A 25,973-nucleotide genomic window follows, 5' to 3' on the forward strand; every position below is an offset into this window, starting at 1 on the left:
TCCACCGGTGCCGGTTTACACTCCGGATCGGTGCATGTAGCAGTTGGTTTCGATCACTGAACCGGGGTCGAGGTGTTCGGTCCAGCCGCCGGGGCCGACCACGTGAAGTGTGTCCGTCCAGGGCGAATACGGCTTGCCCTGGGCGTCATAGCCGGGGTACGGCACGTAACCCCAGTAGCAGGCGAGTCCGGCGGCCGGGGGCGAGAAGACCCACATGTCGGATGGGATATCCACTCCTACCGACACGTGCCGGATCTGCTGCTGTGCAAGCACATTCGGGTCGCCGTTGCTCACATCGCCGGGGGCCGCAGCAGCTACACCCACGGCCATCGCGAACGCCGCCGCGCCGGCCGAGCCCACCCCGAACACACGCTTCATCCCCAACCCATTCCTCTTGTCGAATCCCCGCCACCCCGAAACAAAGACGGCGGCGAACTCTAACAGGGACTTGGCATCTCGCAGTAGGGCATTGAATTGGTCATCGAATCCGTCATCGGTGGGATGATCCGTTCAACCGCGGTCGGCGGGACAACCCCGAACTACGAGCGGTACTGAACCAGACAGAATTCGTGCTCCTCGGGGTCAGCCATCACGACGACCACGCCCTCGTCATAGTCGTGCCGCTCTCCCGTCCACTTTCCACCGAGCGCGACAACCTGGGCGATCCCCTGATCGATATCGTCCACTGCGACATCAAGATGCACACGCACCTTGCCACGCTTGGGCTCGGCCACCGGCTGGAAGACAAGGCGAGGCTGTGGATCTCCGGGATCCCCGAGATAGACCCAGCCGGGTTCGGAAGGCCCCCAAGGCCGGTCCAGCAACGCGCTCCAAAAGCCCGCCACCCGTTGCACGTCCACGCAGTCGATGGTCACCCCAACCCAGCGATTGGCCATCACTTCAGTGTTCTGCAACATCACCACTGCCGGTGAGACCGCATCGGACGCGGTGCCACCCCGCGCGTCCGGGCGGCACCGTCAGCTGATCCGAGCTATCGGCGCCAGAAGAAGTGGTGCGTCACGCCGCTCGGGCTCGGGATCTGCTCCAGGTGGAAGCGGTCGGTGAGTTCGTCGGGGCTTGTCCACAGTCTTTCACCGTGGCCGAATTCGACTGGCGCGACGGCGAAATGGAGGGTGTCGATGAGGTCGGCGTCGAGGAATTGGCGGACCGTGGCCACGCCACCGCCGATGCGGACGTCCTTACCTTCGGCGGCCTCGAGAGCCTGTTCCAGGGCGTCCTTCGGAGATGTGTTCAGGAAGTGGAATGTGGTGGCGCCCCGGGTGATCGACGGCCGTACATGGTGGGTGAGGACGAATACCGGTGTGCGGAAGGGCGGCTCCTCTCCCCACCAGCCTTCCCACTCGTAGTTCTCCCACGGGCCGCGTTGGGGGCCGAATTTGTTGCGGCCCATGATTTCTGCGCCGATATTGCGGTGCCACTCCCGGGTGCAGTAGTCGTCGAGGCCGTAGCTGCCGCCGGGCTCGGTCCGGGTGGGCGCGTGGGCGGTGGCGCCGGACCAGGAGAACAGCGCGGTCGCGTCGGCATCGCCGAACGGGTGCGCGAGACTTTGCCCCTCACCGGCGCCGTACCCATCGCTGGAGAGATTGAAATTGTGAACCCGAACCATCTGCGCCATCGACAATCCCTTCTGGTTGCAATCTGCAATCAGTTTTGGACTGTACCTAGACTGATCTCATGGTGCAACCAGTTGCTCATGACAAGCTGACGACTCCCCCGGGCAAGTCCGGCTGCCCGATCAATATGACGGTCGAGCTGCTCGGGGACCGGTGGAGTCTGATCGTCCTGCGCGACATCATGTTCAGCGGCGCCACCCACTTCCGCGAACTACTCTCCGGATCCATCGAGGGCATCGCCTCGAACATCCTCGCGGCTCGCCTGTCGAAACTCGTCGACGCGGGCCTGCTCACCCGCGACAACGATCCGAGCCACCGGCAGAAGGTGGAATACCACCTCACCGAAGCGGCGATCCAGCTCCTGCCGGTCATGGCTCAACTCGGCGCATGGGGCGCACGCTGGCTCGATACGACCCCGGAGCTGACCGTGCGAGCCGAACTCCTCGCCGCCGGCGGCCCCGCCCTGTGGGAGCGATTCATGGCCGAACTCCGTGCCATCCACCTACACGGCGCACCGCCCCCAACCGACGGCGTCCTGTCGGAATTGACGGCCGCCTACGAGGCCGCAGTCCGCCGAGAACAGGAAGCCACCAGATAACGGCCGCGGATCCTCAGGGGTGCACCGGCAGCAAGAAGTGCGTCACCAGCCAGCCGCGGTGCGGCCCGGAGTGCACCATGCCGGTTTGCACGAGAACCGTTCGCTCTCTGCCGTTTTCCAGGTCTCCAAGCTGCATTCGCCCACATCGGTGGTACTGCGACCACGCCGCCGCCGGCCCACACGCGCCGGAAGTCGAGATATCTGCTCAGGCACCGGGGCCGCGCCGGATGATCCGTTTCCGCTGTTCACCGATGGCTGCCGGGCGTTTGCCGGCAGGCTATTGCCACAGCGATCTTGCCGGGGCAGGCTGAGGGGCGTCGGTGGCGTCACCGAGGCGCTGCCCCCGCTCAGAGGAGGTGGATCGAACGTGTTCGCACGCTCTAGCACGATTCAGGCGCAGCTGTCCTCTATTGATGCCGGGATTGCCTACATGCGCGATGAAGTGATGTCCGAATTGGCGGACATGCCCGGTTGGGTGGGCCTGTCGCTCATGGTCGACCGACGCTCCGGCCGGTGCATCGCCACGACGGCGTGGGAAACGGAAGACGCGATGCGTGACAGTCAGGGTCGAGTTCGCCCGATTCGCGATCGCGCGGCCGAAATGTTCGGGGGTGGCGGACCGCTGGTCGAGGAATGGGATATCGCCGTTCTGCATCGGGACCACCTCGCACAGGAGGGTGCCTGCGTGCGGGCGATCTGGACCCGGACCACCCCGGATCGGCTCGACTCGGCCATCAACGTCTACCGATCTGCTGCCCTGCCGGGCATGGAAGGGCTGGAAGGCTTCTGCAGTGCCAGTCTCATGGTCAATCGGGCAACCGGGACCACTGTCTCGTCCGCCTCGTTCGACAGCGCCGAGGCCATGGCTCGCAACAGCATGGAGGCAGCGGATCTCCGGGCATCCACGACGCAGCAGGCCGGCGTCGAGGTGACCGACGTCGGTGAGTTCGAACTCGCGCTCGCACACCTGCGCGTCCCCGAGTTGGTGGGTTAACCCGCACCGGGCGGCGCCGGCACTCCGGCGCCGCCCGTCCGAGTCGGAGACCCGGCATCCTGCCAACGTCCTCGATCGCCGCCGCAGTCCAACCACTTTCACCGTGCCCGCCGGCTGATCTCCCGCCCACCCGAACCAGTCATGAGGCGGCCGGCGGTCGAGACCCACAGCAGCGCAAGCGCATCGCTCGTGCCGAGCTCGAGACACCCGGTCCAATCACGCACTATCGGCCATCGAACAGCGTGCCGCAGCCAATTCCTCAGTCAGAGTGCGCGCCCAGACTGGCGTGTACCCACCTTGGCCGCACCTACGCTGAGCGAATGATGCACGCGTTGTTGTCTTTTGCCGTGGTCGCTGGTCTCCTCACCCTCGTTCCCGGCATGGATACCGCACTCGTGCTTCGGGCCGCGGTGAGCGAAGGCCGTCGCTACGCATTCGCCTCGGCTGTCGGCATCGGAAGCGGGACGCTGGTTTGGGACGTTGCCGCGGCAGCGGGGGTCTCGGTGCTGCTCACCACGCCGGAGCTGGCCTATTCAGTGAGGCGGGCGACCTGGCCGCAACCCGCGCCGAGCACGACTGCTGGAGCCGGAACGGCCCGGAAGCGCTTGTGCGCCTGTGAGAATCGCTGGGGACGGACGTGCTCAGCGCAAGTTGCGGTCGAACAGGTTCAGTAGTTCGCGGTAGTGGCGTTCGTCGGCCTCGGCGTCGTAGGCGGCGGTGTCGGCCTGGGTGTAGCCGTGTTGCGCGCCTTCGTAGACTTCGGTTCGGTGGCGGATACCGGCGGCATCGAGTGCCTTGTCGAACTGGGCAATGTGCTCCGGAGTCATGTGGTGATCCTCGCCGGCGTGGGCGAAATACAGCTCCCCCGTAATGTTTCCGACGGTCAGGTGCGGGCTTTCCGGATTGTCGGTGACGAGTGGTCCGCCGTGGAATCCGGCCACCGCCGCGACCCGATCGGGGAACATGGCGGCGATGATCACCGCCAGCCGGGCACCCATGCAATAGCCGGTGAGACCGACCTTGCCCGGGGCGACCTGCGGTGACGCTGCCAGCCAGTCGAGGTAGGCGCCCGCGTCGGAACGCATTCGCTCCGGTGTCAGCTCACGGATCATCGGGAAGAGCTGCTGGAAGATCTCCGGCCGCTCCGACGGATCGATGAAGTCCGGCAGCTCGATCACCGGTGCACGCCCGTGCCGGTAGAAGGCGTTGGGCAGCAGGACGGTGTAGCCGTGGGCGGCAATACGGTCGGCCAGCGCTCGCAGGCTCGGCCGCAGCCCGAACCCGTCCTGGATCACCAGCACTCCCGGATGGGGCGCGCCATCGTCGGGATGGACGACGTACGCGTCCGCGACTCCGTCCGGTGTACGAATGTCGACCGACATCCCGTCCACAGCAGTCATCGTTGAATCCTCCTGTCGCGTGCCCCTTTCGAACGTACCTCATGCAAGATCGGCCGATTCGACACGGCGGCGGACAGACGCGAATGACGCGGCGCACACATCGACAACAAGCACCCGGCCCCTCGCCACCAACTCATGACGTCGAACATCGGGTGATACCGCGGGGTACACGTGCCGATCACAGCCCTGGTCGCCGCCCGATTTCGAGGCACGGGAATCACCGCTCCGAGTCGCGGTGTTGCTTCGTGAAGTGAATGCACCGAATCGCCGAGCACATACGGATGGGGACTCATGACCGACCAACTGACGATCATGGCCGTACATGCCCATCCGGACGACGAAGTCCTCAGCACCGGTGGGGTTTTCGCGCAGTATGCCGCCGAAGGAATCCGGACGGTCCTGGTGACCTGCACCAATGGCGAGCAGGGCGATGCGCCCGGCGGGATCAAGCCGGGGCAGCCGGGACACGATCCGAATGCGGTACGGGCGCAACGACTTTCCGAACTGCAGGAGTCGGCTGCACTGCTGGACATCCAGCACGTCGAGCTGCTCGGCTACCGCGATTCGGGGATGGACGGCTGGGACGCCAACCACGACCCCGAGGCCTTCTGGAATATTCCGGTCGAGCAGGCGGCCGCACGACTCGCGGACCTCATGCGGCACTACCGTCCCCAAGTGGTCGTCACCTATGACGAAAACGGCAACTATGGCCACCCTGACCACATCCAGGCCAACCGTGTCGCAGTGGCGGCGGCAGCGGCAACCGATATCCCGGACAAGCTCTACTACACGGCGCTTCCGCGCGAATCCTCCCGTGAAATGTTCGCGGATCTGCGGGTGAGAGGCCTGATCGACTTCGAGCCGCCGAACAACTTCGGCACGCCCATGGATCAGATCACCACCGTCGTGGACGTGGCCCCCTATGCCCGGCGCAAGATCAAGGCGCTCGAGGCCCACGCCAGTCAGAGCGACAGCGTGCCGTTCCTGCAGCTGCCCGCCGAACTACAGCACACGATCTTCGCCACCGAATCCTTCGTCCGCCACGTCAACCGCGTCGCCGCACCCGCCCAGGAAACCGACCTCTTCGCCGGCCTCCGCTGACCGGCATAGTCCCTGCTCCACACCGTCACGGCGGGTTGTGCCGGCCGTCGTGACCTGGTGGACTCGGCAACATATACCGACGCTGTGCCCCGTACCCGCCTCACATCGTTGCGTCTTTTACGCATCGGCCCACTGCAAGTAGTCTTGATCTTGGGGAACGCACGCTGCCGCAGGGCCGGAGGACACCTTCGGTTGTAATGCGGGGCAAGCAATTCGATAGAGATCTTCAAGGCTGCACCCGTAGATTTCGAGGGGATCGAGAGGGTGAAAGGCTATGGCGCTCCGCATATCCGGTCGCGCGATTACCAGCGATGTGACGCCCGAGACCGCGCATCTGGTGTTCGGTTCCGGCGGTGGTACGTGGGTGTTGAGCTGGCTGCCGGGGTGGGATCTGACCCGGGAGCAGGCCATCGACGGGATGGCGCTGGACGAGATCCTGAGCGACCCGTCACCCGCCGACCGTGAGTTCGCGTTGGAGATGGCCGCGCTGCGGGCCGAATCGCTCGGCCTGCGGCTCGAGGAGGTCGTGGTGCGGCTGTTCGCACGGATCGCCGAACGGGATCGGCAGCAGCAGACGGGAACGGACGGGGCGGACGGTCCGCCGGGGAACGCTGGGGGACCGTGCCGCACTCGCCGCCTCGAGACGATCCGCCCCGGTGCGCTTCGGCGACACGCCGAGCCCGCGCCAGGCGAGGAGCGGCCGACCGTGCGCATCGTGGATTCACGGCGGCGAGCCGCCCATGCGATGCCGGAGAACTGCACACCATTGGGGGATTTCTCCCTAATCAGCCCCGGTGGTGGGTCGTTGAGCAGATGTCGATGATCGATTTTCGGCGGGCATCGGGCAAACTCGGAGGCGCCAACCGCACACGATCTCTTGGGAGTGAATGAATGCGCAAGATCCTGCCTTCCGCTCTGCTGGCCGCCAGCGCCGTGGGCGCCCTGCTGGTGCTGCCCGCCGGCACCGCCAACGCCCTCACCCCGGCCTGCCAGGCCGCCAACGACATCCTCGCCAGCTACGGTTCGCTCGGCCCGAGCCCGCAGCAGAAGCAGGAGGTCGCCGACCGCCTGCACGCCATCGACGCCAGCGGCCAGGAGCGGTGGGCGATCGACAACTACGCCGACGCGCTGGCCAAGGGCGATGTCGCGCTGGTCGGTAACAACGCGGCGATCCTGAACGGCGTCTGCCAGACCGGCCAGTAGTTCTTTCTGCTCCGCAGCACACTTCGGGCCGGGACACGCTGGGTGTCCCGGCCCGAAGTGTGCGGGTCGGCCGGCAACGACGCACTGCCCGTTGGATGCTCGAATTCGCCTACGGCCCCCAGCTCGCGACCGGCACGCTGCTGAAACCCGAAACCTTCCAGGCCCGAACACGATTCACGCAACTGGACGGCGGGGACATCGGCTACGGCCTCGGCATCACCCGAATGGGCCAGTGGCTGGGGCACAACGGGGCAGTCCTCGGATTCACCGACCAGCTGGGCTACCTACCGGACAAGCACGCCACCGTGGCGGTCGCGGTCAACCAATACGGTCCCGGGACTGCGCAGCTGTTGCCGGTCGATGCCGCCCTGCTGTGGTTCGACCTCGTCGACGCGCTAACCCGGGCACGGGACTGGTGTCGGCCGCGGATCCCAAAGCCGTTGAGCCACCGGTCCCGGCGGCCGCGGAGCTCGATCAGGAACTGAGCGACACCCTGCGGACCGATCCTGCCGCGGGAACGCCCACACTGCGCATCGCCGGAGACAAGAACGGCGACATCAGGAAAGCGTGGACGACCGACAACGCGACTCAACCGGCCCGGTACCAGATCCACGATGTCCACCGCCTGCGTCACGGCCTGCTGGTGGCGACCGGCGTCACGAGTTTCGGTTCGCACGCGTTGCCATTCGAGATTCCGCTCGTTCCCGAAGACGGTGCCTGGCAGATTGTTCCGAGCTGGGTCTGCCAGTTCTTCACCGCCGCCGAACGTCCCGCGGCCTGCGACGCATCGCCGACCCACTAGGGTCAGTTGACCAGGCGCGCGTGGTCTCCCCAATACCGTTCGCGCAGGTCGCGTTTCAGGATCTTTCCGGCTCCCGATACCGGCATGGCGTCGACGATCTCGACGCTGCGCGGGGCCTTGTAGCCGGCGATGAGCTGCCGGGTGTGATCGCGGATCTCGGCCGGGGTCACCGAATGGCCGGGCTTGCACACGATGACCGCGTGGACTCGTTCACCCCATTCATCGTCGGGGACGCCGATGACGGCGACCGCGGCCACGGCGGGGTGCGCGGCGACGGCGTTCTCCACCTCGGCGGAGTAGACGTTCTCACCGCCGGACACGATCATGTCCTTCAACCGGTCGACGATGTGGAGGAAGCCCTCGGCGTCGAGGTAGCCGCCGTCGCCGGTGTGCAGCCAGCCCGCGCGCAGCGCGGCGGCGGTCTCGTCGGGCTTGTTCCAGTAGCCGAGCATCACGTGGCCGCCGCGGGTCACCACCTCCCCGACCGCACCTGCCGGCACATCCTGCCCGTCGCCGTCGACAATGCGGATTTCGCTGTGCGGCACCGCCTTTCCCGCCGAACGCAATCGGCCGGCCCGGTGCTCGCCGGGGCCGAGCAGGGTGATGATGGGCGAGGCCTCGGTCTGGCCGTAGGCCTGGGTGAATCCGGCGCGTGGGAACAGCCGCATGGCCCGCTCCAGCACCGCCTCCGAGATCGGGGACGCGCCGTACATGAGGTGCTCGACGCTGGACAGATCGAATTCGGCCGCCTGTGGGTGATCGGCCAGCAGCTGGATCATCACCGGCACCAGCACGCTCGAGGTGACCCGGTGCTGCCGAATGGAACTCAGCACCGCCACGGGGTCGAAGGCCGGAACCGTCACATGGGTGCCGCCGACGATGAGCACACCCAGCCAACCGGCCAGATCCGCCAGGTGGAACATGGGCGCGGCGTGCAGGAACACTGTGTCCTGGGACATCAGGTAGCCGGTGGCGACGCCGCCGAGCGCGGAGGTCATCAGATTCGCGTGGCTGAGCATGACGCCCTTGGGGAATCCGGTGGTGCCGCCGGTGTAGAAGATTCCGGCCAGCGCGTCACCGCCGCGGCGGGCGTCGGCGATGGGCTCGGCCGCGGCGATCAGCGTCTCGTAGGACTCCATGCCCTCGGGCGTCGCGCCGTCACCGCAGTGGATCACCGTGGCCAGTCCGTCGTACCGCTCCCGCAGCGCGGGCACCAGGGCCGCGAAGGCGTCGTCCACCAGGAGGACGCGGCTGTCGGAATCGGCGAGGCTGTAGGCGATCTCGGCGGCGCTCCAGCGGATATTGACCGGGTTGAGCACCGCGTCCGCCCAGGGCACCGCGAGCAGGTACTCGTGGTACCGGTCCGAGTTCAGCGACAGCATGGCCACCCGGTCCCCCGGCGCGACCCCCAGCCCGCGCAGCGCCCCGGCCAGCCGGGACACGCGATCGAGCACCTCCCGATTGGTGCGGGTCCGCTCGCCGCAGACGGTCATGACGCCGTCGGGCCGCTGCTGGGCGGCGCGGTGCAGCCCCTGGGTCAGGTACATCGGGTAACCCTTCGTCGAACAACTGTGGTCGGTGTCACGAGTATTCGCGGGCACTGTGACGTGCGCCATGGAGATGAGGTTCAATTCCAGGTCGCCGGATTGTTGATTTCTCCAAGACACCGGTCGTAGGGTCGGGACACCATGAGTTCGAGTCGCGCGAGCGCGAAACACCGGATGATCACCGGGGTCCTGGACCGGGTCCCCGAGGCGTCCGCGCGCGTGGTCGACCGCGCCCGCGCCGAGATGCCGGTCTACGCCCGCCTGTCCGCGACGACCGTCGTGCGCAGCACCGAGGCCATCCTGGAGCGGCTGGCCCGGGCCCTGCTCGACTCCCGCCCGCTGCTGGCCGACGATCTCGACGCCCTGCGGGATTTCGGCGAAACCCGTGCCCGCCAGGGCATTTCACTGGCCGACGTGCAGAGCGGCTGGCGCATCGCGGTGCGCGAGATCCTGGCCGAGCTGACCGCGGCCGCCCATGCCGGCAAGGTTCCCGACCGCGTGCTGCTGGAGTCCATCACCGACCTCCTCGACCTCGTCGACCAGGCCTCCATCGCCTTCAGTTCCGCCCATCGCGAGGTCGAGATCGCGCTGGCCCGCCATGACGAGCAGTTCCGCGCCGAGGTCACCCGCGCCCTGCTGCTAGGCACGATCGGCCCCGCGGAGCTGCAGATTCGCGCCCAGCAGCTCGGTCTCGACGTCGACGGCGAGTACCGCGCGTACCGGTCCCGCCCGGATGAGGGACCGACAGTGCCTGCCCTGCAAGGTATTTCGATCGTGCGCGGGTTCGCCACCACGGTGGACGGCGATCTCGCGGGCTTTGTGGAAAACTCCAGCAGGCTCGAGGGGTCCCGCCTGATCGCCTACGGCCCCGCCACCCGCATCGCGGACCTCGACCGCTCCTTCCGCCTGGCCACCCGGGTCCTCGCCACCGCCCAGCTGTTCGACCTCACCGGCCCGCTGGACCTCGATCGCGTCGGGTTGCTGCCCGCCATCGCCGCCGACACCGAGCTGGGCGCCGAACTCGTGCGCCGCTACCTCGACCCGCTCGGCCCCGGCGAGGCCGCCCGCACCCTGATCGACACCGCCGAGTGCTTCCTCGACACCGGTATGCGGGTCGACGCCACCGCCGAGCGACTCATCGTGCACCCCAACACCGTTCGCTATCGCCTGTCCCGTTTCGAGGAACTCGCCGCGACCGATCTGCGCGGCGCGGGCACCGCACTACAGGTCTGGTGGGCGATCCAGCACCGCCGAGCGACCGGTTGAGGGCCTTACTCAGCGCGGGCGACCGTAGGCGGCCTCGGCGAATTCCAGCCAGCGGCCAGCGTTCGCGTGCGGCACGCACACCCAGTCCTTCATCGGCCGATGCCGCGACGACGGATCGAACAGCTCGGCACCGGGCAACTCCAACGCCTCCTTGTGCTCGGCGGTCCCTTCGAGCAGGCGGCAGGCCAGAGCATCCTGGAAAAGGCATGCGAACGCCTTGCCGCTGACGTCCTTGTAGGCGGGCTTTCCGAAGACCTTTGCGACTGTCACGCCCCGGTCGGCGAGCTCCGCCGCAACCCGCTCGAAATCGTCCTGCGCACTCATGGTCGGAAGTCTGTCACTACACGCCGGTTTCCACCTGACGGCGTGGGTTTGCGACCGCACGAACTTCCCGGCTGCGCTTCTGGTCCGGAGCCATGGCCGCCGAACCCGGGACTGGAATCCGGCGGGCGAACGTGGGTATAGTTGGCACACGCAAGTAGTTGCACGTGCTAAGTAAGTGTGAGAAGGAACCGATTATGGCTCACACCACCCACGATCCCGATACCAGCACCGACCTGTCGGACGCCGGGGCTCTGGGGGATGCCGACGCGCTGGGGGCGCAACTGGTTCGGCTCCTCCGAGCCGTCGGCCGGGCCAAGCATCGGGTGATCAAACACGGTCCCGAAGGACTCGAACAGCTGGCCTACGCCATGCTGTTCACCCTGGTCCACGACGGGCCGCAACGCACCGGGAAACTCGCCGAGCTGCTGCACGCCGAGATCTCCACCATCAGCCGGCAGAGCCGGAACCTGGTGCGCCACGGGCTGGTCGAGCGCGGCGCCGATCCGATCGACGGACGCGCGTGCGTGCTCAAGGCCACCGCCGACGGGGAGCGCGTCTTCGCCGAGAACCGGCGGCTCCGCAATCTCTGGATCGCCGAAATGGTGGCCGACTGGTCCACCGCCGACCGGGCAACGTTGACCGGTCTGCTGGCGCGGCTCGTGGACGGCATCGAAAAAACCACCGCAACAATCGATTCGAAACAGGGCATCGACACATGACAACAGCGACGACCGACGCGCACGCAGGCGCACCGGCAGGCGCTCCACCCCAACTGTCGCATCGGCAGATCCTCACCATCCTGTCCGGGCTGCTGCTGGGCATGTTCCTGGCCGCGCTGGACCAGAACATCGTCAGCGTGGCGATCGTCAAGATCGCCAACAGCCTGCACGGGTTCGACCAGCAGGCCTGGGCCACCACCGCCTACCTGATCACGGCCACCATCAGCACCCCGCTCTACGGCAAGCTGGCCGACATCTACGGGCGAAAGTCCTTCTACCTCACCGCGATCGGGCTGTTCGTCATCGGCTCCGCGGCCTGCACCTTCGCCACCTCCATGTACGAGCTGGCGGGGTACCGAGCCTTCCAGGGCCTGGGCGCGGGCGGGCTCATGTCGCTGGCCATGACGATCATCGGCGATATCGTGCCGCCCCGTGAAAGAGCCCGCTACCAGGGCTATTTCATGATGACCTTCGGTATCGCCACCGTGCTCGGGCCGGTGCTGGGCGGCTGGTTCTCCGGCTTCGACCACCTGTGGGGGATCGAGGGCTGGCGCTGGGTGTTCCTGGTGAACGTGCCGATCGGCGTACTCGCGCTCGGTGTGGTGGCGCGGGTGCTGAACGTGCCGCACCAGCGGCGTGACCTGCGCGTGGACTGGGGCGGCGCGGTGGCGCTGGCCATCTGCGTGGTGCCGTTGCTGATCGTCGCCGAACAGGGCCGCGGCTGGGGCTGGGGTTCGGGCAGGGCGCTGGTCTGCTACGCCATCGGGCTCGTCGGCCTCGTGTTGTTCCTCGTCGTCGAGCACCTGATGGCGGACGCCGCGCTGATTCCCTTGCGGCTGTTCAAGAATTCCACCTTCACGGTGTGCATCGTGGGCGGTTTCATCGTCGGTATCGCCATGTTCGGCGCGATCTCCATGGTCCCGCTGTACATGCAGGTGGTGCGCGGCTTCTCGCCCACCAAGGCGGGTCTGCTCATGCTGCCGCTGGTGGCGGGCATCATGATCGGATCGCTGGTCTCCGGTCAGGTCACCAAGCGCACCGGGCGGTACAAGATCCTGCCGGTGCTGGGCACGTTCATCATCGCCTGCGGCGGTGCGCTGTACGCGACGGTGCAGTACGACAGCGCGCTGTGGCAGCCGCTGGTCTACGGCGGCATCATCGGTCTCGGGCTGGGTGGCTGCATGCAGACGTTGATCATCGCGGTGCAGAATGCCGGGCCGCGTTCGGATATGGGTGTGTCGACCGCCGCGGCGACCTTCTTCCGGCAGGTCGGCGGCACGCTGGGCGTCGCGGTCTTCCTGACGATCCTGTTCAACCTGTTGCCGCACAAGATCACCGACGCGTTCGGCGGACAGCTGCCGCCCGGATTCTCGGCCGACAAGCTCTCCAGCGTGCAGTCCAATACCGCGGGCATCGCGGCGCTGCCGGCGCAGGTACGCGACCCCATTCTGATCGGGTTCACCAACTCGATGCACGGCGTGTTCTGGGCCGCGGCGGGAGTGGCCCTGGTGGCGTGCATAGTGCTGCTGTTCATGAAGGAGATCCCGCTCCAGGAGGCCCCGGCCGCTCCGGCCCCGGCCACCGATCCCCTGGCCGCGCAGTCCGATCCGGCGGTTGCGTCGCAGCAGGCCGAGGCCGAGTGGGCCGAGGACCAGGTATGGGAGGGTGCGGCCCAGGCGATCTCCCAGCCCGAGCCGGTGCTGGCCGCCGCCGCGGCAGCGCACAGCTCGATTGCCAACGGGCACGGCGTCATCGCGAACGGTCACGCTCTGCTCGCCGGTGAGCAGGCTGCGATGGCCGACGACCCGATGGCGCAGCGGATCGCGACCGCCACACTCGGCGGGGCGGACGGGTCGTCGATCGGCGGCCGGATCCAGCGGACGGACGGCAGCCCCGTCCCCGCCGCGGCGCTCACCCTGATCGATCAACGCGGGCATCAGGTTTCGCGCGCCACCGGCGGTGACGACGGCCGCTATCGCATCGACTCGCCCGCTACCGGCAGCTATGTGCTCATCGCTTCGGCGAACGGGCACATGCCGACCGCGGTGAACGTGTCGATCAACGGGCGGTCGCCGGAACTGGACCTCACGCTGGAGGGTTCGGGCGAACTGTCCGGCACCGTGCGCACCGCGGGCGGCGAACTGCTTGTGGGCGTGACCATTACGGTGACCGATCTCCACGGTGAGGTGGTCGGCGCGGCCATCTCCGGTGACGACGGTGGTTATGTCTGCCACGGCGTCGGAGCCGGTACGTACACCCTGGTAGCGGCGGCCGAACGCCTGCGCCCGACAGCTACGGCGCTGGTGGTGCCCGCCGGTGGCCTGCTGCGCTACGACATCGAACTGACCCCGACGGCGGCACTCACCGGCACGGTCCGGGGCGACGGACAGGCGGTGGCGAACGCTGAGGTCACCCTGCTGGACGCGGCGGGCACGCCGGTCGGAACCACCCGCACCGACGCGGACGGCCACTACACGCTCACCGATCTGGACGCGGGCGCGTACACCGTCGTCGCCCGCGGCTATCCGCCCGTGACCAGCCGGGTGACCGTGCTCGGCGGCGAGGTCGAGTACTCCGTCGAACTCGGCTACGACCTGGAAAGCACCGAGCCCGAACGGGTTCCGGCGGAACAGAGCGAAACCGAGTTCGACGCAACGAGTTCCGATCCGGCCGCGGAGTTGTCGTGACCGGCCTGACCGCCGAGATCCGCAATCCGGAGGGCTGGCCGGTCGCCGAGGCGGTACTCACCGTCACCGACCTCGACGGCCACCAGCTCGCCCGGGCCGCCGCCGATACGACCGGGGCGGCGGCCACCGCGCCGCTGCCCCCGGGCACGCACACCGCGGTCGTCACCGCACCCGGCCACCAGCCGGTCGCGCTGATCGCCCGCATCTCGGCCACCGGCGCGGGCACTCTCGGCGAAATCCGCCTGGAACGCTCCGCCGACGCGGTCACCACCCCGCCCCCGGGCCCCTGGACCATCGACCCGGCGCACTCCACCGTCCTGGTCACCGCCCGCCACCTCGGCATCGCCGGCATCAAGGCCCGCTTCGCCGAGGTCGGCGGCCGACTCGACATTGCCGAGATCTTCGAGCGCACTACCGGATACGCGGAAATCAAGGCCGCCACCGTCGACACCGGCATCGCCATGCGCGACGACCACCTGCGGTCGGCGGACTTCCTCGATGTCGAGCGCTATCCGCTGATCACCTTCCGTGGCACCGGATTACACCGCACCGGCCCTACCGGCTGGTCGATGCCCGGCGCCCTGACCCTGCACGGCCGCACCCGCCCCACCGAACTCACGGTCACTTACGGGGGCTACGGCCCCGACCCGTGGGGCGGCGTTCGCGCGGCATTCCACGCCGAAACCCTCTTGCACCGGGAGGATTTCGCGCTCGACTACAACGTCATGGTGCAGGCGGGCATCGCCGCGGTGGGCACCACGGTACGTCTCGAACTGGACATAGAGCTCGTCCAGGGAGACCGGTTACCCGCGATGTAGCGTGGACGCGTTCAATGTGTCTGTCTGGTGAGTATGGGGACATCCCCGGCCCCGGGAAGCCGGAATCCGGGGATGCCACAGTATCCTCGCAGCTCCTTCCAATTATGCGGAGGCGTCAGCCCCGTGGTCTCAGATGCACCAGACCACACTGCCCAGGGGGAAGCAGATAGCAATTGATCCATCAGCGGGAGTAACCGCGGTCGATGTCGAACTAGGCGTTGCGGCCGAAGCTGCCGGAGCTGCGATAGCGCCCAGAGGCAGGGCAATAGCGATTGCGGCCACGAACTTGATCATTTTGCTGGACATATCTGTTCCTCGATGTCGAGTGACTTGTCCAGTGCAGCCGGGCAACTCAGTGATTGCCGCCGAGCCGCTGCGCTGGTGATTGAGCGGCGAAGTCTGCCGAAGCAGACAGTGGTACGACTGCTGTCGCTCGCTTCGCCGCTCTCGGAAGCGGCTCATGACGCACTTCGTCCGTTCTCGACCCCGACCGGTTGTCATGGTCCTACATGACGAGCGATAGCCACACGGTGAAGTTGCCGAACCAGATCCTGTACGGAATGGTCCGGTGCCAGGCACTGTCACGTCCGCGTCGACCTGGCGGCTCCGGTAGCTGTGTCGACCGAAGCAACGTCCTCTTCACAGTTTTGAAGAAAGGACGTCATTCAGGCTAACTGCGATCGGCCAGCATCCGCTAGGGGCCAGAAGTCTTCATTCGTGGGTCCAGCATGCCGACCAGCTGAGACTGCTCAACGGCCGAGACCGATCAGATCAGTGTCCGCAGGATCATGAAGACGGCGGTTATGCCGAAGCAACCGAGTCCGACGACCCATACCTTGAACATCTGCCGCATCGGTAGCAGCTTGCCGACAAGCCCCGCGTCCAGGTCGGCGATGTCCTGTTGCCTCGCGGATGCCGTGCCGTGTGCGCCCCAGGTTCCCACGTCGAGTTCATTCTGTTCGAAACGCTCCAGCCAGAGCTCATCCTTGCGGACGGCGAGGCGATGGCTTGCCATCAACATGATCGAGATGATCGAGACGATCAATGCGAGGAGCGAGGAGGCGATCCGCGCGACGGGGTCGTTGCCTGCTCCCATCGCGATACTGAACAGGAAGGCCTGAGCGATCAGACTGAGCGCAGGCACCTGCCAGAGCAGATTCTCGTATTGCAGGTGCCGGTCCGCCACCGCCAAGTAGAGCAGCTCCAAATCAGGCGAACGCGGCGAAGGTGGCTCGTTCACGAAAGCCTCCGAGACTGATCGCCCTCGTCGCGCCGCTCGCCGATCAGTCCGGCGCGGGCCAGGAGCAAGCAGCTGACCACGAGCACCCAGACCGGAAACACCAGGGTCAGCCACCGGCTCATCTCGCTGCCGATCAGCAGCACCAGGGCGGCCAGGTAGCTCAGCACGACGAGCCAGCGGGGCATCAGCCTGGTCTTCAACCAAATCGTCGCGAGCGAGATCATGAACACGGCGGCCATCCGGAGTGCGTAGGTTTGGCTCGCCGAGATCACCATCATCCTGGCGAAGTTGATCACCTCGGTGCGGGCGGCCGGATCGGTGACGCTGTTGCTACTCGCCACAAGACCAGCGATACCGGCGGTCGCGACGAACATCATCGCGACGAAGAGCAGTCCGCTGCACAGGAATACCGTCAGGAAGAACCGGTCTTCGTGGCGTCCGAACCCGTCGCGGACGACGCCGACGAACCACAGGAAGCTGATTCCGGCGAATGGCATCAGCACGGTCGCCGTGGTGAGCGCGCCGCGCCGGCTCTGCAGCCATTGGGCCGAATCCTCGACGTGGTCGGGCATTTGGATGCGAATAAGGACCAGCGTTGTACCGAGCAATATCGCGAAGAGCACCCCGGCCAGTGCGGCGGCTCGCGGCGTTGACAGCTGACCCAGAGGTGGCGCAGGCTTGCTCTGTTGCGACGGAGTCGGCATAAGGGTCATCCTGCCAGAATGGATTGCCTGCCCCGGGAATTCGGCGGTATCGCCACCGCCTATCGCGGTCGGGCAGCCTAACAAATCGACAACAATTTCCAGCCCTGACCTCAGCCGATTCACGGCATCGGTATTCGGTGCCGAATGCAGGTTACGACACGGTCTCAATAGGTGGCTTACTGCGAAAGGTGTGGACAACATGCCATCCGCCGATCAGGACTGGAGTAAACCAGCAGCGCTGGCCATTCCCAAGGAGGGCTACTTCGAACTGCAACGCGGCAGATACGGTCCCACCTATCCACGAACCCCGGCCTGTTACGGGTTCTCGATCATCGCCAAGGTGAAACCCGGCCGGGAAGAGGCCATCCGCGCCCACGGCCAGCGGATCCAGGACGCGGTGGCAGCAAGCCCGGACGTATTGGCACCGCTTCGGCTGCACTATCTGCGGTGGCTGCTGTTCGACGTCGGCTTCGGACTGTATTTCCAGTATCAGGGCATCTTCGATACCGATTTCGACAAGTACACCGAAGACGCCGTGACGCTGTTCTCGCAGACCGGTATCGACACCGTCTTCACGAACCTCGAGGGATTCCCGGAGGACTGGAAGGAAAATCCGGAGTCATTCGTGGAATTCGTTCGCAAACACCAGTTTCCGAGCTTCCTCGAGTACGGAGAGTACCCCTACGCCACCGCTGACGAGATCAAGAAGGCGCTGCGGGCGAAGGCGGCGTTCTCCGACATGCTCGATCAGATGCAGTAGCCCGCCGCCATGCTCGAACTCGAGGATATTCAGCACATCCTGCTGACCCGCACCCCTGCGGTGACCGGCCGCTATGAGTTCCTGTCCTTCGACGACCCCGCCGGGGGCCGAGCCTGGTTGACGCCGCTGGTGGACCGGGTGCAGTCGGCCGCGGACGTGCGCGCCACAATGGACAGTTCGCAACGGTGGGTCACACTGGCCTTCACCTGGAATGGGTTGCGGGCGCTCGGGGTTCCAGACGAAGCGCTTGCCACCTTTCCCGACGAATTCCGCGAGGGCATGGCCGCCCGGGCCGACATCCTGGGTGACACCGGCGCCAATCATCCCGACAACTGGGTGGGCGGACTGGCCGGTGCCGACCTGCACGCCATCGCAATCCTGTTCGCCCGCACCGAGGAAGAACGCCAGCGCTGCACGACCGAACACGAGAAACTGGTGGCCGGCTGCCCGGGTGTGCGGGTTTTGTCGTTCCTGGATTTGAACGCGACACCGCCGTTCAACTACGCCCACGACCACTTCGGGTTTCGAGATCGCTTGTCCCAGCCGGTGATCGAAGGATCCGGGGAAGAACCGACCCCGGGCTCGGGCGCGCCGCTGCAACCCGGCGAATTCATCCTGGGCTACCCCGACGAGGACGGGCCACCCCACGGGCTGCCGCAGCCGGGGGCCTTGTCCCGCAACGGCAGCTACATGGCCTACCGGCGGCTGCAAGAACACGTGGGTGCATTTCGGGACTTCCTGCGTGAGCACGCCGACACCCCCGACGGGCAGGAACTCCTCGCCGCCAAACTCATGGGCCGGTGGCGCAGCGGCGCGCCGCTCGTGCTGTCACCGGACCACGACGATCCCCAGCTCGGCGCAGATCCATTGCGCAACAACGACTTCGACTACAAACAGATGGACCCGCACGGTTATGCGGTGCCGCTGGGCTCGCATGCGCGCCGACTCAACCCGCGCGACACCGCGGTGAACATGAACCGGCGCAGGATGATTCGCCGCGGCGCCACCTACGGGCCGGCGCTGCCCGAGGATGCGCCCGACGACGGCGCGGACCGGGGCATCGCCGCCTTCATCATCTGCGCCAGCCTGGTTCGCCAGTTCGAGTTCGCCCAGAACGTGTGGATCAACGACAAGGCATTCCACGAACTCGGCAATGAGCACGACCCCATTTGCGGCGCCCAGGACGGCACCCTGGAATTCACCATCCCCAAGCGCCCGATCCGAAAGGTGTTCACGGGCCTGCCCGCCTTCACCACTCTCAAAGGCGGAGCGTACTTCTTCCTGCCCGGTATCAGCGCCCTGCGCTACCTGGCCACGCTCGAGAACCGAGAGGTGACCTCATGAGCAGCCTGCCGACGGCACGCACCTACAACCAGAGCCACCTTCCGCGCACGGCCGACGGGCGGCGGCGGGTCAGCATCTACTGGACGTGGAGCTACCCCTGGGAAGCCCAGCGCGACCCCGCCGAAATCTACAACCGCTTCTCCACGATGACCGAGGTCCGCAATGTCGCCTGGCCGGCCTACGAGACCCCCGACTACGACAAGGACCATTTCCTGCAGGGTATCGCCGGCACCCTCGAGCTGTTCCACCGCTCGACACTGGATTTCCAACAGCTGGCGGGGCAGGCCACCGGCCATCCCGTCGCGGTCTTCCAGCGCATCGATCAGGCCGGCTACTTCCTGCCCATCGACGAACGCATCCTGGCCGACACCGACACCCTGATGGTGTTCGGGCTCGACCATGTCCTCGCCGAACAGCAGGCCGCACCCGAGGAGATCGACGCCATCCGTGAGTGGCTGCAACGGGAGGGCACCTGCCTGCTCCTGGCGCCACACCACGACGTCGGCTTCACCGACGACAACGCGCAGCGACAGGTCGAATACGAACATCACGGCGATCCGCTCGTGCCCCGCCAGCAGCGATTCGGCCAGTACACGCGCTCGCTGATGAAAGCGCTCGACGTGCCGGTGCACAACATCTGGGGCCTACGCCCGGCAGTCGTCGAAGGCACCGATCAGATCGCCCCCGTCACAGCGTTCCGCGACCTGGACACACCCCGGCTGCTCGACCAGGTCACCACATTCAACTTCCACCCCCATCTGCCGCACTACGAACTCACCGCGCCCGAAAGCGACTCGCTCCGCGTGCTGGCCAGCCAGCGCGTCGACCCCCACCGACCGCATCCCTTCACCAGCGCCGGAAACACCGAATTCAACACCTTGATCTGGATGCCGCCCGCCGGCCCGCGCGCCGGCGACATCCTGCTCATCGACTCCACCAACTTCACCACGCTCTTCGGCGGCACCGACAGCCTCAGGCACCTCTGGCACAACCTCGCCACCATGAAATGACCTGGTGCCACCACACTCGTCGTGCGCCGACCCGACATGCTCGATATCCCGAGAGCCGCGCCGTGACGACCACACGATCTGCACCGCGATCACCCCCGAAGCGGTCTTCACGGTGCGCGCATAGGCCATCACCGCACCCTACGACGCGCAGGTTGGTTTTAAGGTGCAGTCGCGGCGAGCAGGTCGAGGTAGCGGCGAGCGAAAAGGTAGGCGTCGCCCGGCCATCGGGCGGACACGTAGTTGCCATCCAGGACGACGAACGCGGGGTTGTCGTCGGTGGCAGTGCCCCGTCGAACGAGTTCGATTGGCCCCCTCCGGAATTGGCTGTCGGGATGGACGAGGGCATCGCGAACCTCGTCCTCGACGTAGGCGGGGTAGGTGCGGTAATAGCGTCCCAAGCGCCAAGCGGTGAGAAAGTAGGCGGTACGTTCCATATATTTCGGTAGGCAGGTGGTGCTGCGGTCGGCCAGCACACTACGGCCGGTAGACGGGTCATTGGCGCGCGCCAGCACCAGTACTCCGTGGCAGATCGCGCCGACCGGACGCTCCAGCGCCCAGAACCGGGCGACCTGTTGTTGCAGCAGGCCGGAACCGAGGTACTGCCGCATGCAGGGTGCGTGGCCACCGGGCAGAATGAGCCCGTCGTATTCCTCGACCTCGAGGTCGGACCAGGACACGGTCGCCCGAAATTCGGGAGATTCGGTGAGTTGCCGGTAGTACTGCTTCGGCTCGTCCTCGGCCCCCAACTGCCCGAACAGCACTCCGGTCAGCAGCCGTGGATCGGCGTGGGGAACGGTGCCGGCACGCTCGGTCGCGAATACCACCTGGTGTCCGGCGTCGGTAAGAATCCGCCAGGGCACCGCCACCTCGGTGACATCGAAATCGCTGTCGGGGAGCGGCATCAGTACGCGCATGACGGCATTATTACAGGCTTCGTCTCCGTGGCCGGATCGAGCAACCTACCTGCCAAGATAGCTATCGACGCCGGGCTGCCGGCCGAATGCACGATGGCACAAGGCACCTTTCGACCGGCCCAATATTCGACATCGCCGATACGGCACAGCCACATGTGCTTCGCAGGTCTTCGACCTCGGCACCGCCGCTGTTCGTTCACAGCACTACGATCGGTGACCAACAGACCCTGGCCGCCCCGCCGGGCCGACGCTGCCACCCGGCCCGGGGAAATCAACTCACCCCTTTCCTGCCTCGCCCCAGACGAGCCGGGTCAGGCGAAGCGGCGGGCCTTGGCGACGAGGGCAGCCCGGCCGCGCGGGGTGATGCGGTAGCGGCCACGCGGGCGACTAGGAGTGATGAGGCCCCGGGATTCCAGGCAGGAGAGAGCATTTCGGGTGCGCCAGCTGGTCAGTGCTGCGGACTGCTGGATTTGCGGGGCGGTCAGAATGCGATCCGGGTGGAGGGCGGTAAGCACCGCTACTTCGGCGGGAGTCATCGGGTCACCTCAGGGTGTGGGGGCGATGGCGTCCGGTGGGATGGCCTGGCGGGCAAGGGATGTCGAGGTGGCCGCCGGTGGACAACGTCAGGCGGAGGGTGGTGTGGCGGGACTCGCGGCCGAGGCGGTACGAGTCCCACGCGGTGCGAGCGGTGATGGCGGTGCAGACCACGATGATGGACAGCAGCGCCCATGCGTCCCAGGGTATTTCGACCTCCTCGTAGCGAATTCTCGGTTGACTCCACTGTGATTGCACAGCCACCCTTGCGGAAGAGCTTCAACGAATTACGTTGGCGTTCCACGATGGACCACCCCACGAAAGGCACTCCCCAGATAGCGAGGCTAACGAAATGGTCGGATCCACCATTCCCAAACGGGCATTCGGTCGATTTCTTCGCGGGCTCCGCGAGCATGTCGGAGCGTCGCTACTAACGGCCAGCTTGCAAATAGACACCTCCAAGCAAACATTGGTCCGCTTGGAGGACGGGTTACCCACAAAAGTCACTACGCCACAGCTGAAGTCGCTGCTCGATCTGTACGAGGTCAGCCCAGACGTCCGGCAAGAGGCAATAGAGATGTGGAATGAGGTCCGGCAGCAAGACAAGGCCGCCAAGCTCCAAGGTTCGTACAAGGGGTGGTGGCAGGCCTACGCCGACCAGTACGCGCCACATTTCGACCATTACCTGCGACTCGAAGCGACGAGTAACCACTGGGTCAGTCACCAACTCGTTCTTGTACCGGGCCTGTTGCAGACGTCCGAGTATCGCCGAGCGATTATTCGCGCCACTCACCCGGACCTCTCGGAAATCGATGTTGAACGCCGGTTGGAACTCGCCGCACGGCGGCAGGAACGCATCGCAGAACCGGACTACCACATGGATGCTCTGCTGTCGGAGGCCGTCCTGCGCCACAGACCCGGGGGACCAGCGGTGATGGCCGCCCAACTGCGCTACCTCTGTGAGGCCGGGACGCGGGACAACGTTTCGATCCGAGTCGTGCCGTTCAACGAGAACACGCACGAGGGTCTCGTCATCCTGTCGTTCACAATGCTCGAATTTCCGCCCCTTTCATGCCATTTGATGGAACCACCCTGCGTCTACATCGATGGAGCGGAAGGGGCGCTCTACCTCGAGAGCGACCGAGTGATCGATCGGTTCAAGAAGGCGATCTCGAGTATTCGGCGAGTAGCGTTGAGCGAGAATGACACCAGAGATCTGATGTCGGACATCGCGAAGGAGTACACGGCGTGATAACCGATCAGTCGAATGCCAGGTGGTTCAAGTCGTCGAGATCAGCCGACGCCAACGAGTGTGTCGAGATCGCGTTCATCGGTGAGGGCGCGCGCGTCGTCGGGGTGCGCGACTCGAAGGATCCGGGCGGGCCGGTGCTCGTCTTCTCCGGTGAGCAGTGGGATCGATTCCTCGGTAGTGGGATCTGGGGATGAGATGCAGCTGGTGATCTCGGCGGATGGAGGCGGAGATCACCAGCGGAGAATTTGCCCTGGTCGCTGAAAGTTTGCCATCGTGTAGGTAGTCCCCGGTTGGGGGCCCGGACGAGGGAGCCGTACCCGGTGTGCGACAAGACGGCCTTCGGAGGTTGTCATGTCGTGGCTGGTATTGGTCGTGTCCGGGGTGTTCGAGGCCGTGTGGGCCACCGCGCTCGGGAAGTCGGAGGGGTTCACCCGGCTCGGGCCGACCGCGGTGTTCGGGGTGGCGCTCGTGGTGAGTATGGCGGGGCTGGCCTACGCCATGCGGGGGCTGCCCGTGGGGACGGCGTACGCGGTGTGGGTGGGGATCGGAGCGGTGCTGACCGTCGTCTATTCCATGGCTACCGGCGGGGACGCGGTCAGCGCGGTCAAGCTGCTGTTCCTGGGCGGGATCGTGGCGTGCGTGATCGGGTTGAAGCTGGTCGGGTAGCCGCTATTTCGGGGGTTCCAGTCCGACCGCGTCCGCGGGGACGCTGGGAACCGATTGCACGGTCTGGGTTTTGGCGGCGGGGTCCGCGAGGAGCAGCCGCCAATCCTCGGACGCCCAGAGCACGGTCTCGGCGGTCGCGGTGATGCTGGCGTCGGAGTAAGTGGCATAGACGGTGAGATCGGCGCGGTCGGGGGTGTAGGCGGTGAGCTCGTAGGCCGTGATGCGCGGGGCCACCACCGGATTGGCGGGGGCGGTGATCGAGACCTGCGCGCGGGCCAGTACCCAGGAGTCCTTGGCCGGACCGGGAATCAGCGAAATGGCCGCCACCTGCGGCCATGCGCCGTCCGGGGCCAGTGATAGCCGGGTGCTGTGATTGATGGCGGCCAAAGCCGCGCCCTGCGGGGTGTGCGAGAAGCCCGCGGCGGTGGTGCCGAGTTTGCTGGGACCGTCGTGACTACCGATCGGGAGCTGGACTCCCTGGTAGTTCTCCCAGTGCACGTCGGCAGGCGCGCGGGCCGGATCAACCGGTGTGGTAGTCGTTTTCGCGGTGCTCTGATCACTGACTCCGCAGGCAGCGACGCTGAGGACGGCCGCGGAGGCGAGCAGGGTCGCGGCCGCGGCGGCGAACGTTTGCGCGTGGTGTGCTGACTTGGCGCGCATGAGGATTCCTCCGGGTGGACCTGGGGTGGTCGAGAAGTGTTGCGGTGAAGCCGGTTCGGATGACGCGCGGGCGGGCGACGTGTCGTGATCCTACGAGTGCCGGGCGCCGATCTACGAGTGTTGCTCGGCTCGGTTTAACAATTCGTCACTCCCGTCACGGAACCGGTTGTGGGGGCTCACGATCCGGGTAAGATCAGGGCCGCAACATGATCATCGCAGGTGGTGGGGTTCATGAGGGATCATCGGGACCTGGTTCCGGTGGACCACCTGTGTAGTCGGCCAGGGGTGCGGAATGCCATGGCATCCGGGGGATTCGGGCCGTGCGCCCGGTGCTGTCCATTCGGGGAAGGGGAATTGGGGACATGAAGACCACACGAACTTCGATCCTGTTGTCGATGCTGCCCATCGCGCTGGTAGCCGGCCAGGGCGTGGCCGCCGCGGCCCCGGGCCAGCCGGGCCTCGCCGTACCCGGCGACGGGCAACCGGGCCTGAGCACCCAGCCGCAACAGCCGCCCGCGAATTCCTCACCCAGCCCAGCGGATTACATCCCGGATCCGCCCATCGCTCCCCCGAACCGTCCCCGGCCGAAGCAGCAGACAACGCCGCAGCAGGACACCATCATTCAGCCGCAGACCCAGCCACAGGTCCAGCCGACTGAACCGCAGGACACCCAGCCTGGTCAGCCCGCCGCGAATGCGCCCGAAGTGATGCCTGCGGACCCGCATCAGCTCCGGCTGGGAAACAACACGATTCAACTGCCGGACTGGGTCGACACCAAGACTCGCAACAAAGCCCAGGCCTATGCCGACATGGCCGAGTGGCAGATTGCCGCCGCATTCGACCATCTCGGTTACTCGGAGGATGAATCCGATCGACTGGCCGCGTCCAGTGTCGTGGGTGCCGGACTCGGTTTGGCCGCCGGTGGCGCGGCAACCGTCGCCCTGGTTCCGGCAGGTTGTGCTGTCGGCGCAGTAGTCGGCGCGGTCGCAGGCGGTGTTATCGGCGGCGTCCCAACAGCGGGCGTTGGCGCGCCTGCTGGCGCGTTGGTCGGCGGTGTGACTGGCTGCCTCACTGGCGCTGCCGTAGTTGGAATTCCAGCAGTTGGAGTTGTCGGGACGTTGGGTGCGATCGTCGCTGGTGCGCTCGGTGGAGGGAACGCGAAGCAGCCCGAGCCAGCTGCGCCGCCGCCGCTGATCGATACCGCTGCGCAGGTGCCGGTTTCGGATCCCGTTACGGGTTTGCCCGGGGTGCAGCCGGTTTCGGCGATCGCCGGATTGCCCGCGCCGATCGCGCAGGTGGCCGCGCCCGTGGTGCAGCAGGTCGCCGCAACCGTCGAGCAGCAGGTCGTGCCGATCGCGCAGCAGGTCGCCACCACGGTCGAACAGCAGGTTGTGCCGGTCGCGCAGCAAGTTGCCACCACGGTTGAACAGCAGGTCGCGCCCGTCGCGCAGCAGGTCGCCACGACAGTCGAGCAACAGGTTGCGCCGGTGGTGGAGCAGGCGGCTACCGGGGTCGGGCAGCAGGTGGCTGCGGTGGCGCCGCAGGCCGCGCCCGTGGTCGAGCAGGTGGTGGACGGCGTGAACGCGCAGGTCGACTCGTTCCGCGCCGCCGTGGCTCAGATGCCCCCGCTCACCCCCGAAGCCTTCATGGCCGCCCTGCAACCCGCCCCGCCGGGTGCGTGACCGGAACGGCACGGGCAACGCCGTGACTCCAGACACCAACGCCTCCGACTCCACCCCAGGCCACTTACCTCCCGCCACCCCCGAGCCCACCTCCACACCCCCGCATCGCGACCT

The 25,973-nt window shown here is 66.5% G+C and carries 31 protein-coding genes and 1 riboswitch; of the genes, 19 read left to right on the forward strand and 12 right to left on the reverse strand.

The annotated features are described in order from the left end of the window. Positions 1–15: 15 nt before the first annotated feature. The 3 genes from ACFXHE_RS22110 to ACFXHE_RS22120 all read right to left on the reverse strand — a co-directional run bounded on the left by ACFXHE_RS22110 (position 16) and on the right by ACFXHE_RS22120 (position 1,636). Positions 16–378 carry a hypothetical protein gene (locus tag ACFXHE_RS22110; RefSeq protein ID WP_379385741.1) on the reverse strand — a complete coding sequence of 121 codons (363 nt, stop codon included), beginning with the start codon at positions 376–378 and terminating at the stop codon, positions 16–18. Between the two features lie 161 nt (positions 379–539). Then, entirely contained in the window at positions 540–896 is a 357-nt protein-coding gene (locus tag ACFXHE_RS22115) for a VOC family protein (protein ID WP_379385742.1), read from the reverse strand. 95 nt (positions 897–991) lie between these two features. Next, complete coding sequence (locus ACFXHE_RS22120; RefSeq protein ID WP_379385744.1) at positions 992–1,636, reverse strand: dihydrofolate reductase family protein; 645 nt, start codon at positions 1,634–1,636, stop codon at positions 992–994. 59 nt (positions 1,637–1,695) lie between these two features. Here ACFXHE_RS22120 and ACFXHE_RS22125 point away from each other — a divergent pair, with 59 nt between their 5' ends. The 3 genes from ACFXHE_RS22125 (at position 1,696) to ACFXHE_RS22135 (ending at position 3,900) form a co-directional block, all read left to right on the forward strand. Continuing rightward, positions 1,696–2,232 (forward strand): winged helix-turn-helix transcriptional regulator, encoded by a 537-nt coding sequence (locus tag ACFXHE_RS22125; protein ID WP_379385746.1) that lies wholly within the window; start codon positions 1,696–1,698, stop codon positions 2,230–2,232. Positions 2,233–2,599: 367 nt separating this feature from the next. After that, on the forward strand, positions 2,600–3,226 hold the full coding sequence (locus tag ACFXHE_RS22130; protein ID WP_379385916.1) for a hypothetical protein: 627 nt from the start codon (positions 2,600–2,602) through the stop codon (positions 3,224–3,226). Between the two features lie 323 nt (positions 3,227–3,549). After that, a complete protein-coding gene (locus tag ACFXHE_RS22135; RefSeq protein ID WP_379385918.1) occupies positions 3,550–3,900 on the forward strand; it encodes a LysE family translocator in 351 nt (116 codons plus the stop codon). Here the strand turns inward: ACFXHE_RS22135 and ACFXHE_RS22140 are convergent. Further along, positions 3,868–4,626, reverse strand: a complete 759-nt coding sequence (locus tag ACFXHE_RS22140; RefSeq protein ID WP_379385747.1) for a dienelactone hydrolase family protein — start codon at positions 4,624–4,626, stop codon at positions 3,868–3,870. The genes ACFXHE_RS22135 and ACFXHE_RS22140 overlap by 33 nt on opposite strands. A gap of 291 nt (positions 4,627–4,917) precedes the next feature. On the opposite strand from ACFXHE_RS22140, the gene ACFXHE_RS22145 reads away from it, so the two are divergent. From ACFXHE_RS22145 to ACFXHE_RS22165, 5 genes are all read left to right on the forward strand, one after another. Next, the gene (locus ACFXHE_RS22145) at positions 4,918–5,727 is read left to right on the forward strand and encodes a PIG-L family deacetylase (RefSeq protein ID WP_379385748.1); all 810 of its coding nucleotides are present in this window, start codon (positions 4,918–4,920) and stop codon (positions 5,725–5,727) included. A 274-nt stretch (positions 5,728–6,001) separates the two neighbouring features. Beyond that, the gene (locus tag ACFXHE_RS22150; RefSeq protein WP_379385749.1) at positions 6,002–6,550 is read left to right on the forward strand and encodes a hypothetical protein; all 549 of its coding nucleotides are present in this window, start codon (positions 6,002–6,004) and stop codon (positions 6,548–6,550) included. Between the two features lie 68 nt (positions 6,551–6,618). Beyond that, positions 6,619–6,930, forward strand: a complete 312-nt coding sequence (locus tag ACFXHE_RS22155) for a hypothetical protein (RefSeq protein ID WP_364619070.1) — start codon at positions 6,619–6,621, stop codon at positions 6,928–6,930. Between the two features lie 95 nt (positions 6,931–7,025). Continuing rightward, positions 7,026–7,415 (forward strand): hypothetical protein, encoded by a 390-nt coding sequence (locus ACFXHE_RS22160; protein ID WP_379385750.1) that lies wholly within the window; start codon positions 7,026–7,028, stop codon positions 7,413–7,415. Then, entirely contained in the window at positions 7,346–7,732 is a 387-nt protein-coding gene (locus ACFXHE_RS22165; protein WP_379385751.1) for a hypothetical protein, read from the forward strand. Before ACFXHE_RS22160 ends, ACFXHE_RS22165 begins: the two co-directional genes overlap by 70 nt. 2 nt (positions 7,733–7,734) lie before the next feature. Here the strand turns inward: ACFXHE_RS22165 and ACFXHE_RS22170 are convergent, their stop codons facing one another. Next, entirely contained in the window at positions 7,735–9,279 is a 1,545-nt protein-coding gene (locus ACFXHE_RS22170; protein ID WP_379385920.1) for a long-chain fatty acid--CoA ligase, read from the reverse strand. A gap of 141 nt (positions 9,280–9,420) precedes the next feature. On the opposite strand from ACFXHE_RS22170, the gene ACFXHE_RS22175 reads away from it, so the two are divergent. After that, entirely contained in the window at positions 9,421–10,545 is a 1,125-nt protein-coding gene (locus tag ACFXHE_RS22175) for a PucR family transcriptional regulator (RefSeq protein WP_379385753.1), read from the forward strand. A gap of 9 nt (positions 10,546–10,554) precedes the next feature. Here ACFXHE_RS22175 and ACFXHE_RS22180 read toward each other — a convergent pair whose 3' ends face one another. Next, positions 10,555–10,869 (reverse strand): hypothetical protein, encoded by a 315-nt coding sequence (locus ACFXHE_RS22180; protein WP_379385754.1) that lies wholly within the window; start codon positions 10,867–10,869, stop codon positions 10,555–10,557. 194 nt (positions 10,870–11,063) lie between these two features. On the opposite strand from ACFXHE_RS22180, the gene ACFXHE_RS22185 reads away from it, so the two are divergent. From ACFXHE_RS22185 to ACFXHE_RS22195, 3 genes are read left to right on the forward strand one after another with little or no spacing between them, the layout of a single operon-like run. Then, positions 11,064–11,588 (forward strand): MarR family winged helix-turn-helix transcriptional regulator, encoded by a 525-nt coding sequence (locus ACFXHE_RS22185; RefSeq protein ID WP_379385756.1) that lies wholly within the window; start codon positions 11,064–11,066, stop codon positions 11,586–11,588. Next, the gene (locus tag ACFXHE_RS22190; RefSeq protein WP_379385758.1) at positions 11,585–14,275 is read left to right on the forward strand and encodes an MFS transporter; all 2,691 of its coding nucleotides are present in this window, start codon (positions 11,585–11,587) and stop codon (positions 14,273–14,275) included. Before ACFXHE_RS22185 ends, ACFXHE_RS22190 begins: the two co-directional genes overlap by 4 nt. Further along, positions 14,272–15,093 carry a YceI family protein gene (locus ACFXHE_RS22195; protein WP_379385760.1) on the forward strand — a complete coding sequence of 274 codons (822 nt, stop codon included), beginning with the start codon at positions 14,272–14,274 and terminating at the stop codon, positions 15,091–15,093. Before ACFXHE_RS22190 ends, ACFXHE_RS22195 begins: the two co-directional genes overlap by 4 nt. Positions 15,094–15,859: 766 nt before the next feature. On the opposite strand, the gene ACFXHE_RS22200 is transcribed toward ACFXHE_RS22195, so the two are convergent. Both ACFXHE_RS22200 and ACFXHE_RS22205 read right to left on the reverse strand, forming a co-directional pair. Continuing rightward, entirely contained in the window at positions 15,860–16,333 is a 474-nt protein-coding gene (locus ACFXHE_RS22200) for a hypothetical protein (protein WP_379385762.1), read from the reverse strand. Beyond that, the gene (locus tag ACFXHE_RS22205; protein ID WP_379385921.1) at positions 16,330–17,037 is read right to left on the reverse strand and encodes a hypothetical protein; all 708 of its coding nucleotides are present in this window, start codon (positions 17,035–17,037) and stop codon (positions 16,330–16,332) included. The genes ACFXHE_RS22200 and ACFXHE_RS22205 overlap by 4 nt, the downstream gene beginning before the upstream one ends. A 199-nt stretch (positions 17,038–17,236) precedes the next feature. Here ACFXHE_RS22205 and ACFXHE_RS22210 point away from each other — a divergent pair, with 199 nt between their 5' ends. Genes ACFXHE_RS22210 through ACFXHE_RS22220 form a run of 3 tightly spaced genes read left to right on the forward strand, consistent with a single transcriptional unit; the run spans position 17,237 to position 20,151 of the window. Further along, the gene (locus ACFXHE_RS22210; protein WP_379385764.1) at positions 17,237–17,797 is read left to right on the forward strand and encodes a hypothetical protein; all 561 of its coding nucleotides are present in this window, start codon (positions 17,237–17,239) and stop codon (positions 17,795–17,797) included. 9 nt (positions 17,798–17,806) lie between these two features. Next, positions 17,807–19,141, forward strand: a complete 1,335-nt coding sequence (locus ACFXHE_RS22215; RefSeq protein WP_379385766.1) for a Dyp-type peroxidase — start codon at positions 17,807–17,809, stop codon at positions 19,139–19,141. Next, positions 19,138–20,151, forward strand: coding sequence for a hypothetical protein (locus ACFXHE_RS22220; protein ID WP_379385767.1), 1,014 nt, complete (start codon positions 19,138–19,140; stop codon positions 20,149–20,151). Before ACFXHE_RS22215 ends, ACFXHE_RS22220 begins: the two co-directional genes overlap by 4 nt. Positions 20,152–20,309: 158 nt before the next feature. On the opposite strand, the gene ACFXHE_RS22225 is transcribed toward ACFXHE_RS22220, so the two are convergent. The 3 genes from ACFXHE_RS22225 to ACFXHE_RS22235 form a co-directional block, all read right to left on the reverse strand. Further along, on the reverse strand, positions 20,310–21,065 hold the full coding sequence (locus ACFXHE_RS22225) for a type 1 glutamine amidotransferase domain-containing protein (protein WP_379385768.1): 756 nt from the start codon (positions 21,063–21,065) through the stop codon (positions 20,310–20,312). A gap of 311 nt (positions 21,066–21,376) precedes the next feature. After that, positions 21,377–21,601 carry a hypothetical protein gene (locus ACFXHE_RS22230; RefSeq protein ID WP_379385770.1) on the reverse strand — a complete coding sequence of 75 codons (225 nt, stop codon included), beginning with the start codon at positions 21,599–21,601 and terminating at the stop codon, positions 21,377–21,379. A gap of 4 nt (positions 21,602–21,605) precedes the next feature. After that, a complete protein-coding gene (locus ACFXHE_RS22235; protein WP_379385772.1) occupies positions 21,606–21,863 on the reverse strand; it encodes a hypothetical protein in 258 nt (85 codons plus the stop codon). Between the two features lie 88 nt (positions 21,864–21,951). Between ACFXHE_RS22235 and ACFXHE_RS22240 the strand changes: the two genes are divergently transcribed. The 3 genes from ACFXHE_RS22240 to ACFXHE_RS22250 all read left to right on the forward strand — a co-directional run bounded on the left by ACFXHE_RS22240 (position 21,952) and on the right by ACFXHE_RS22250 (position 23,517). Beyond that, on the forward strand, positions 21,952–22,851 hold the full coding sequence (locus ACFXHE_RS22240; RefSeq protein ID WP_379385773.1) for a helix-turn-helix domain-containing protein: 900 nt from the start codon (positions 21,952–21,954) through the stop codon (positions 22,849–22,851). Further along, positions 22,848–23,045 (forward strand): DUF397 domain-containing protein, encoded by a 198-nt coding sequence (locus ACFXHE_RS22245; protein ID WP_379385775.1) that lies wholly within the window; start codon positions 22,848–22,850, stop codon positions 23,043–23,045. The genes ACFXHE_RS22240 and ACFXHE_RS22245 overlap by 4 nt, the downstream gene beginning before the upstream one ends. A gap of 85 nt (positions 23,046–23,130) precedes the next feature. Then, positions 23,131–23,193, forward strand: a riboswitch (guanidine-III (ykkC-III) riboswitch). Positions 23,194–23,202: 9 nt separating this feature from the next. Further along, on the forward strand, positions 23,203–23,517 hold the full coding sequence (locus ACFXHE_RS22250; RefSeq protein WP_379385777.1) for a DMT family transporter: 315 nt from the start codon (positions 23,203–23,205) through the stop codon (positions 23,515–23,517). 3 nt (positions 23,518–23,520) lie between these two features. Here the strand turns inward: ACFXHE_RS22250 and ACFXHE_RS22255 are convergent, their stop codons facing one another. Continuing rightward, on the reverse strand, positions 23,521–24,177 hold the full coding sequence (locus tag ACFXHE_RS22255) for a hypothetical protein (RefSeq protein WP_379385778.1): 657 nt from the start codon (positions 24,175–24,177) through the stop codon (positions 23,521–23,523). A 362-nt stretch (positions 24,178–24,539) separates the two neighbouring features. On the opposite strand from ACFXHE_RS22255, the gene ACFXHE_RS22260 reads away from it, so the two are divergent. Beyond that, positions 24,540–25,859, forward strand: coding sequence for a hypothetical protein (locus ACFXHE_RS22260; protein WP_379385780.1), 1,320 nt, complete (start codon positions 24,540–24,542; stop codon positions 25,857–25,859). Positions 25,860–25,973: the final 114 nt, after the last annotated feature.

The organism is Nocardia sp. NPDC059229, assembly GCF_042754165.1.
In the GTDB taxonomy this organism is placed as follows: Bacteria; Actinomycetota; Actinomycetes; order Mycobacteriales; family Mycobacteriaceae; genus Nocardia.

What these genes read in the sequence shown, in the direction of transcription:
- ACFXHE_RS22135 (WP_379385918.1), top strand. Translation starts at nt 3,550, where the DNA reads ATGCACGCGTTGTTGTCTTTTGCCGTGGTCGCTGGTCTCCTCACCCTC.
- ACFXHE_RS22110 (WP_379385741.1), bottom strand. Translation starts at nt 378, where the DNA reads ATGAAGCGTGTGTTCGGGGTGGGCTCGGCCGGCGCGGCGGCGTTCGCG.
- ACFXHE_RS22170 (WP_379385920.1), bottom strand. Translation starts at nt 9,279, where the DNA reads ATGTACCTGACCCAGGGGCTGCACCGCGCCGCCCAGCAGCGGCCCGAC.
- ACFXHE_RS22125 (WP_379385746.1), top strand. Translation starts at nt 1,696, where the DNA reads ATGGTGCAACCAGTTGCTCATGACAAGCTGACGACTCCCCCGGGCAAG.
- ACFXHE_RS22185 (WP_379385756.1), top strand. Translation starts at nt 11,064, where the DNA reads ATGGCTCACACCACCCACGATCCCGATACCAGCACCGACCTGTCGGAC.
- ACFXHE_RS22115 (WP_379385742.1), bottom strand. Translation starts at nt 896, where the DNA reads ATGGCCAATCGCTGGGTTGGGGTGACCATCGACTGCGTGGACGTGCAA.
- ACFXHE_RS22205 (WP_379385921.1), bottom strand. Translation starts at nt 17,037, where the DNA reads ATGCCGACTCCGTCGCAACAGAGCAAGCCTGCGCCACCTCTGGGTCAG.
- ACFXHE_RS22160 (WP_379385750.1), top strand. Translation starts at nt 7,026, where the DNA reads ATGCTCGAATTCGCCTACGGCCCCCAGCTCGCGACCGGCACGCTGCTG.
- ACFXHE_RS22215 (WP_379385766.1), top strand. Translation starts at nt 17,807, where the DNA reads ATGCTCGAACTCGAGGATATTCAGCACATCCTGCTGACCCGCACCCCT.
- ACFXHE_RS22255 (WP_379385778.1), bottom strand. Translation starts at nt 24,177, where the DNA reads ATGCGCGCCAAGTCAGCACACCACGCGCAAACGTTCGCCGCCGCGGCC.
- ACFXHE_RS22155 (WP_364619070.1), top strand. Translation starts at nt 6,619, where the DNA reads ATGCGCAAGATCCTGCCTTCCGCTCTGCTGGCCGCCAGCGCCGTGGGC.
- ACFXHE_RS22190 (WP_379385758.1), top strand. Translation starts at nt 11,585, where the DNA reads ATGACAACAGCGACGACCGACGCGCACGCAGGCGCACCGGCAGGCGCT.
- ACFXHE_RS22175 (WP_379385753.1), top strand. Translation starts at nt 9,421, where the DNA reads ATGAGTTCGAGTCGCGCGAGCGCGAAACACCGGATGATCACCGGGGTC.
- ACFXHE_RS22120 (WP_379385744.1), bottom strand. Translation starts at nt 1,636, where the DNA reads ATGGCGCAGATGGTTCGGGTTCACAATTTCAATCTCTCCAGCGATGGG.
- ACFXHE_RS22145 (WP_379385748.1), top strand. Translation starts at nt 4,918, where the DNA reads ATGACCGACCAACTGACGATCATGGCCGTACATGCCCATCCGGACGAC.
- ACFXHE_RS22220 (WP_379385767.1), top strand. Translation starts at nt 19,138, where the DNA reads ATGAGCAGCCTGCCGACGGCACGCACCTACAACCAGAGCCACCTTCCG.
- ACFXHE_RS22230 (WP_379385770.1), bottom strand. Translation starts at nt 21,601, where the DNA reads ATGACTCCCGCCGAAGTAGCGGTGCTTACCGCCCTCCACCCGGATCGC.
- ACFXHE_RS22180 (WP_379385754.1), bottom strand. Translation starts at nt 10,869, where the DNA reads ATGAGTGCGCAGGACGATTTCGAGCGGGTTGCGGCGGAGCTCGCCGAC.
- ACFXHE_RS22250 (WP_379385777.1), top strand. Translation starts at nt 23,203, where the DNA reads ATGTCGTGGCTGGTATTGGTCGTGTCCGGGGTGTTCGAGGCCGTGTGG.
- ACFXHE_RS22260 (WP_379385780.1), top strand. Translation starts at nt 24,540, where the DNA reads ATGAAGACCACACGAACTTCGATCCTGTTGTCGATGCTGCCCATCGCG.
- ACFXHE_RS22150 (WP_379385749.1), top strand. Translation starts at nt 6,002, where the DNA reads ATGGCGCTCCGCATATCCGGTCGCGCGATTACCAGCGATGTGACGCCC.
- ACFXHE_RS22225 (WP_379385768.1), bottom strand. Translation starts at nt 21,065, where the DNA reads ATGCGCGTACTGATGCCGCTCCCCGACAGCGATTTCGATGTCACCGAG.
- ACFXHE_RS22240 (WP_379385773.1), top strand. Translation starts at nt 21,952, where the DNA reads ATGGTCGGATCCACCATTCCCAAACGGGCATTCGGTCGATTTCTTCGC.
- ACFXHE_RS22210 (WP_379385764.1), top strand. Translation starts at nt 17,237, where the DNA reads ATGCCATCCGCCGATCAGGACTGGAGTAAACCAGCAGCGCTGGCCATT.
- ACFXHE_RS22140 (WP_379385747.1), bottom strand. Translation starts at nt 4,626, where the DNA reads ATGACTGCTGTGGACGGGATGTCGGTCGACATTCGTACACCGGACGGA.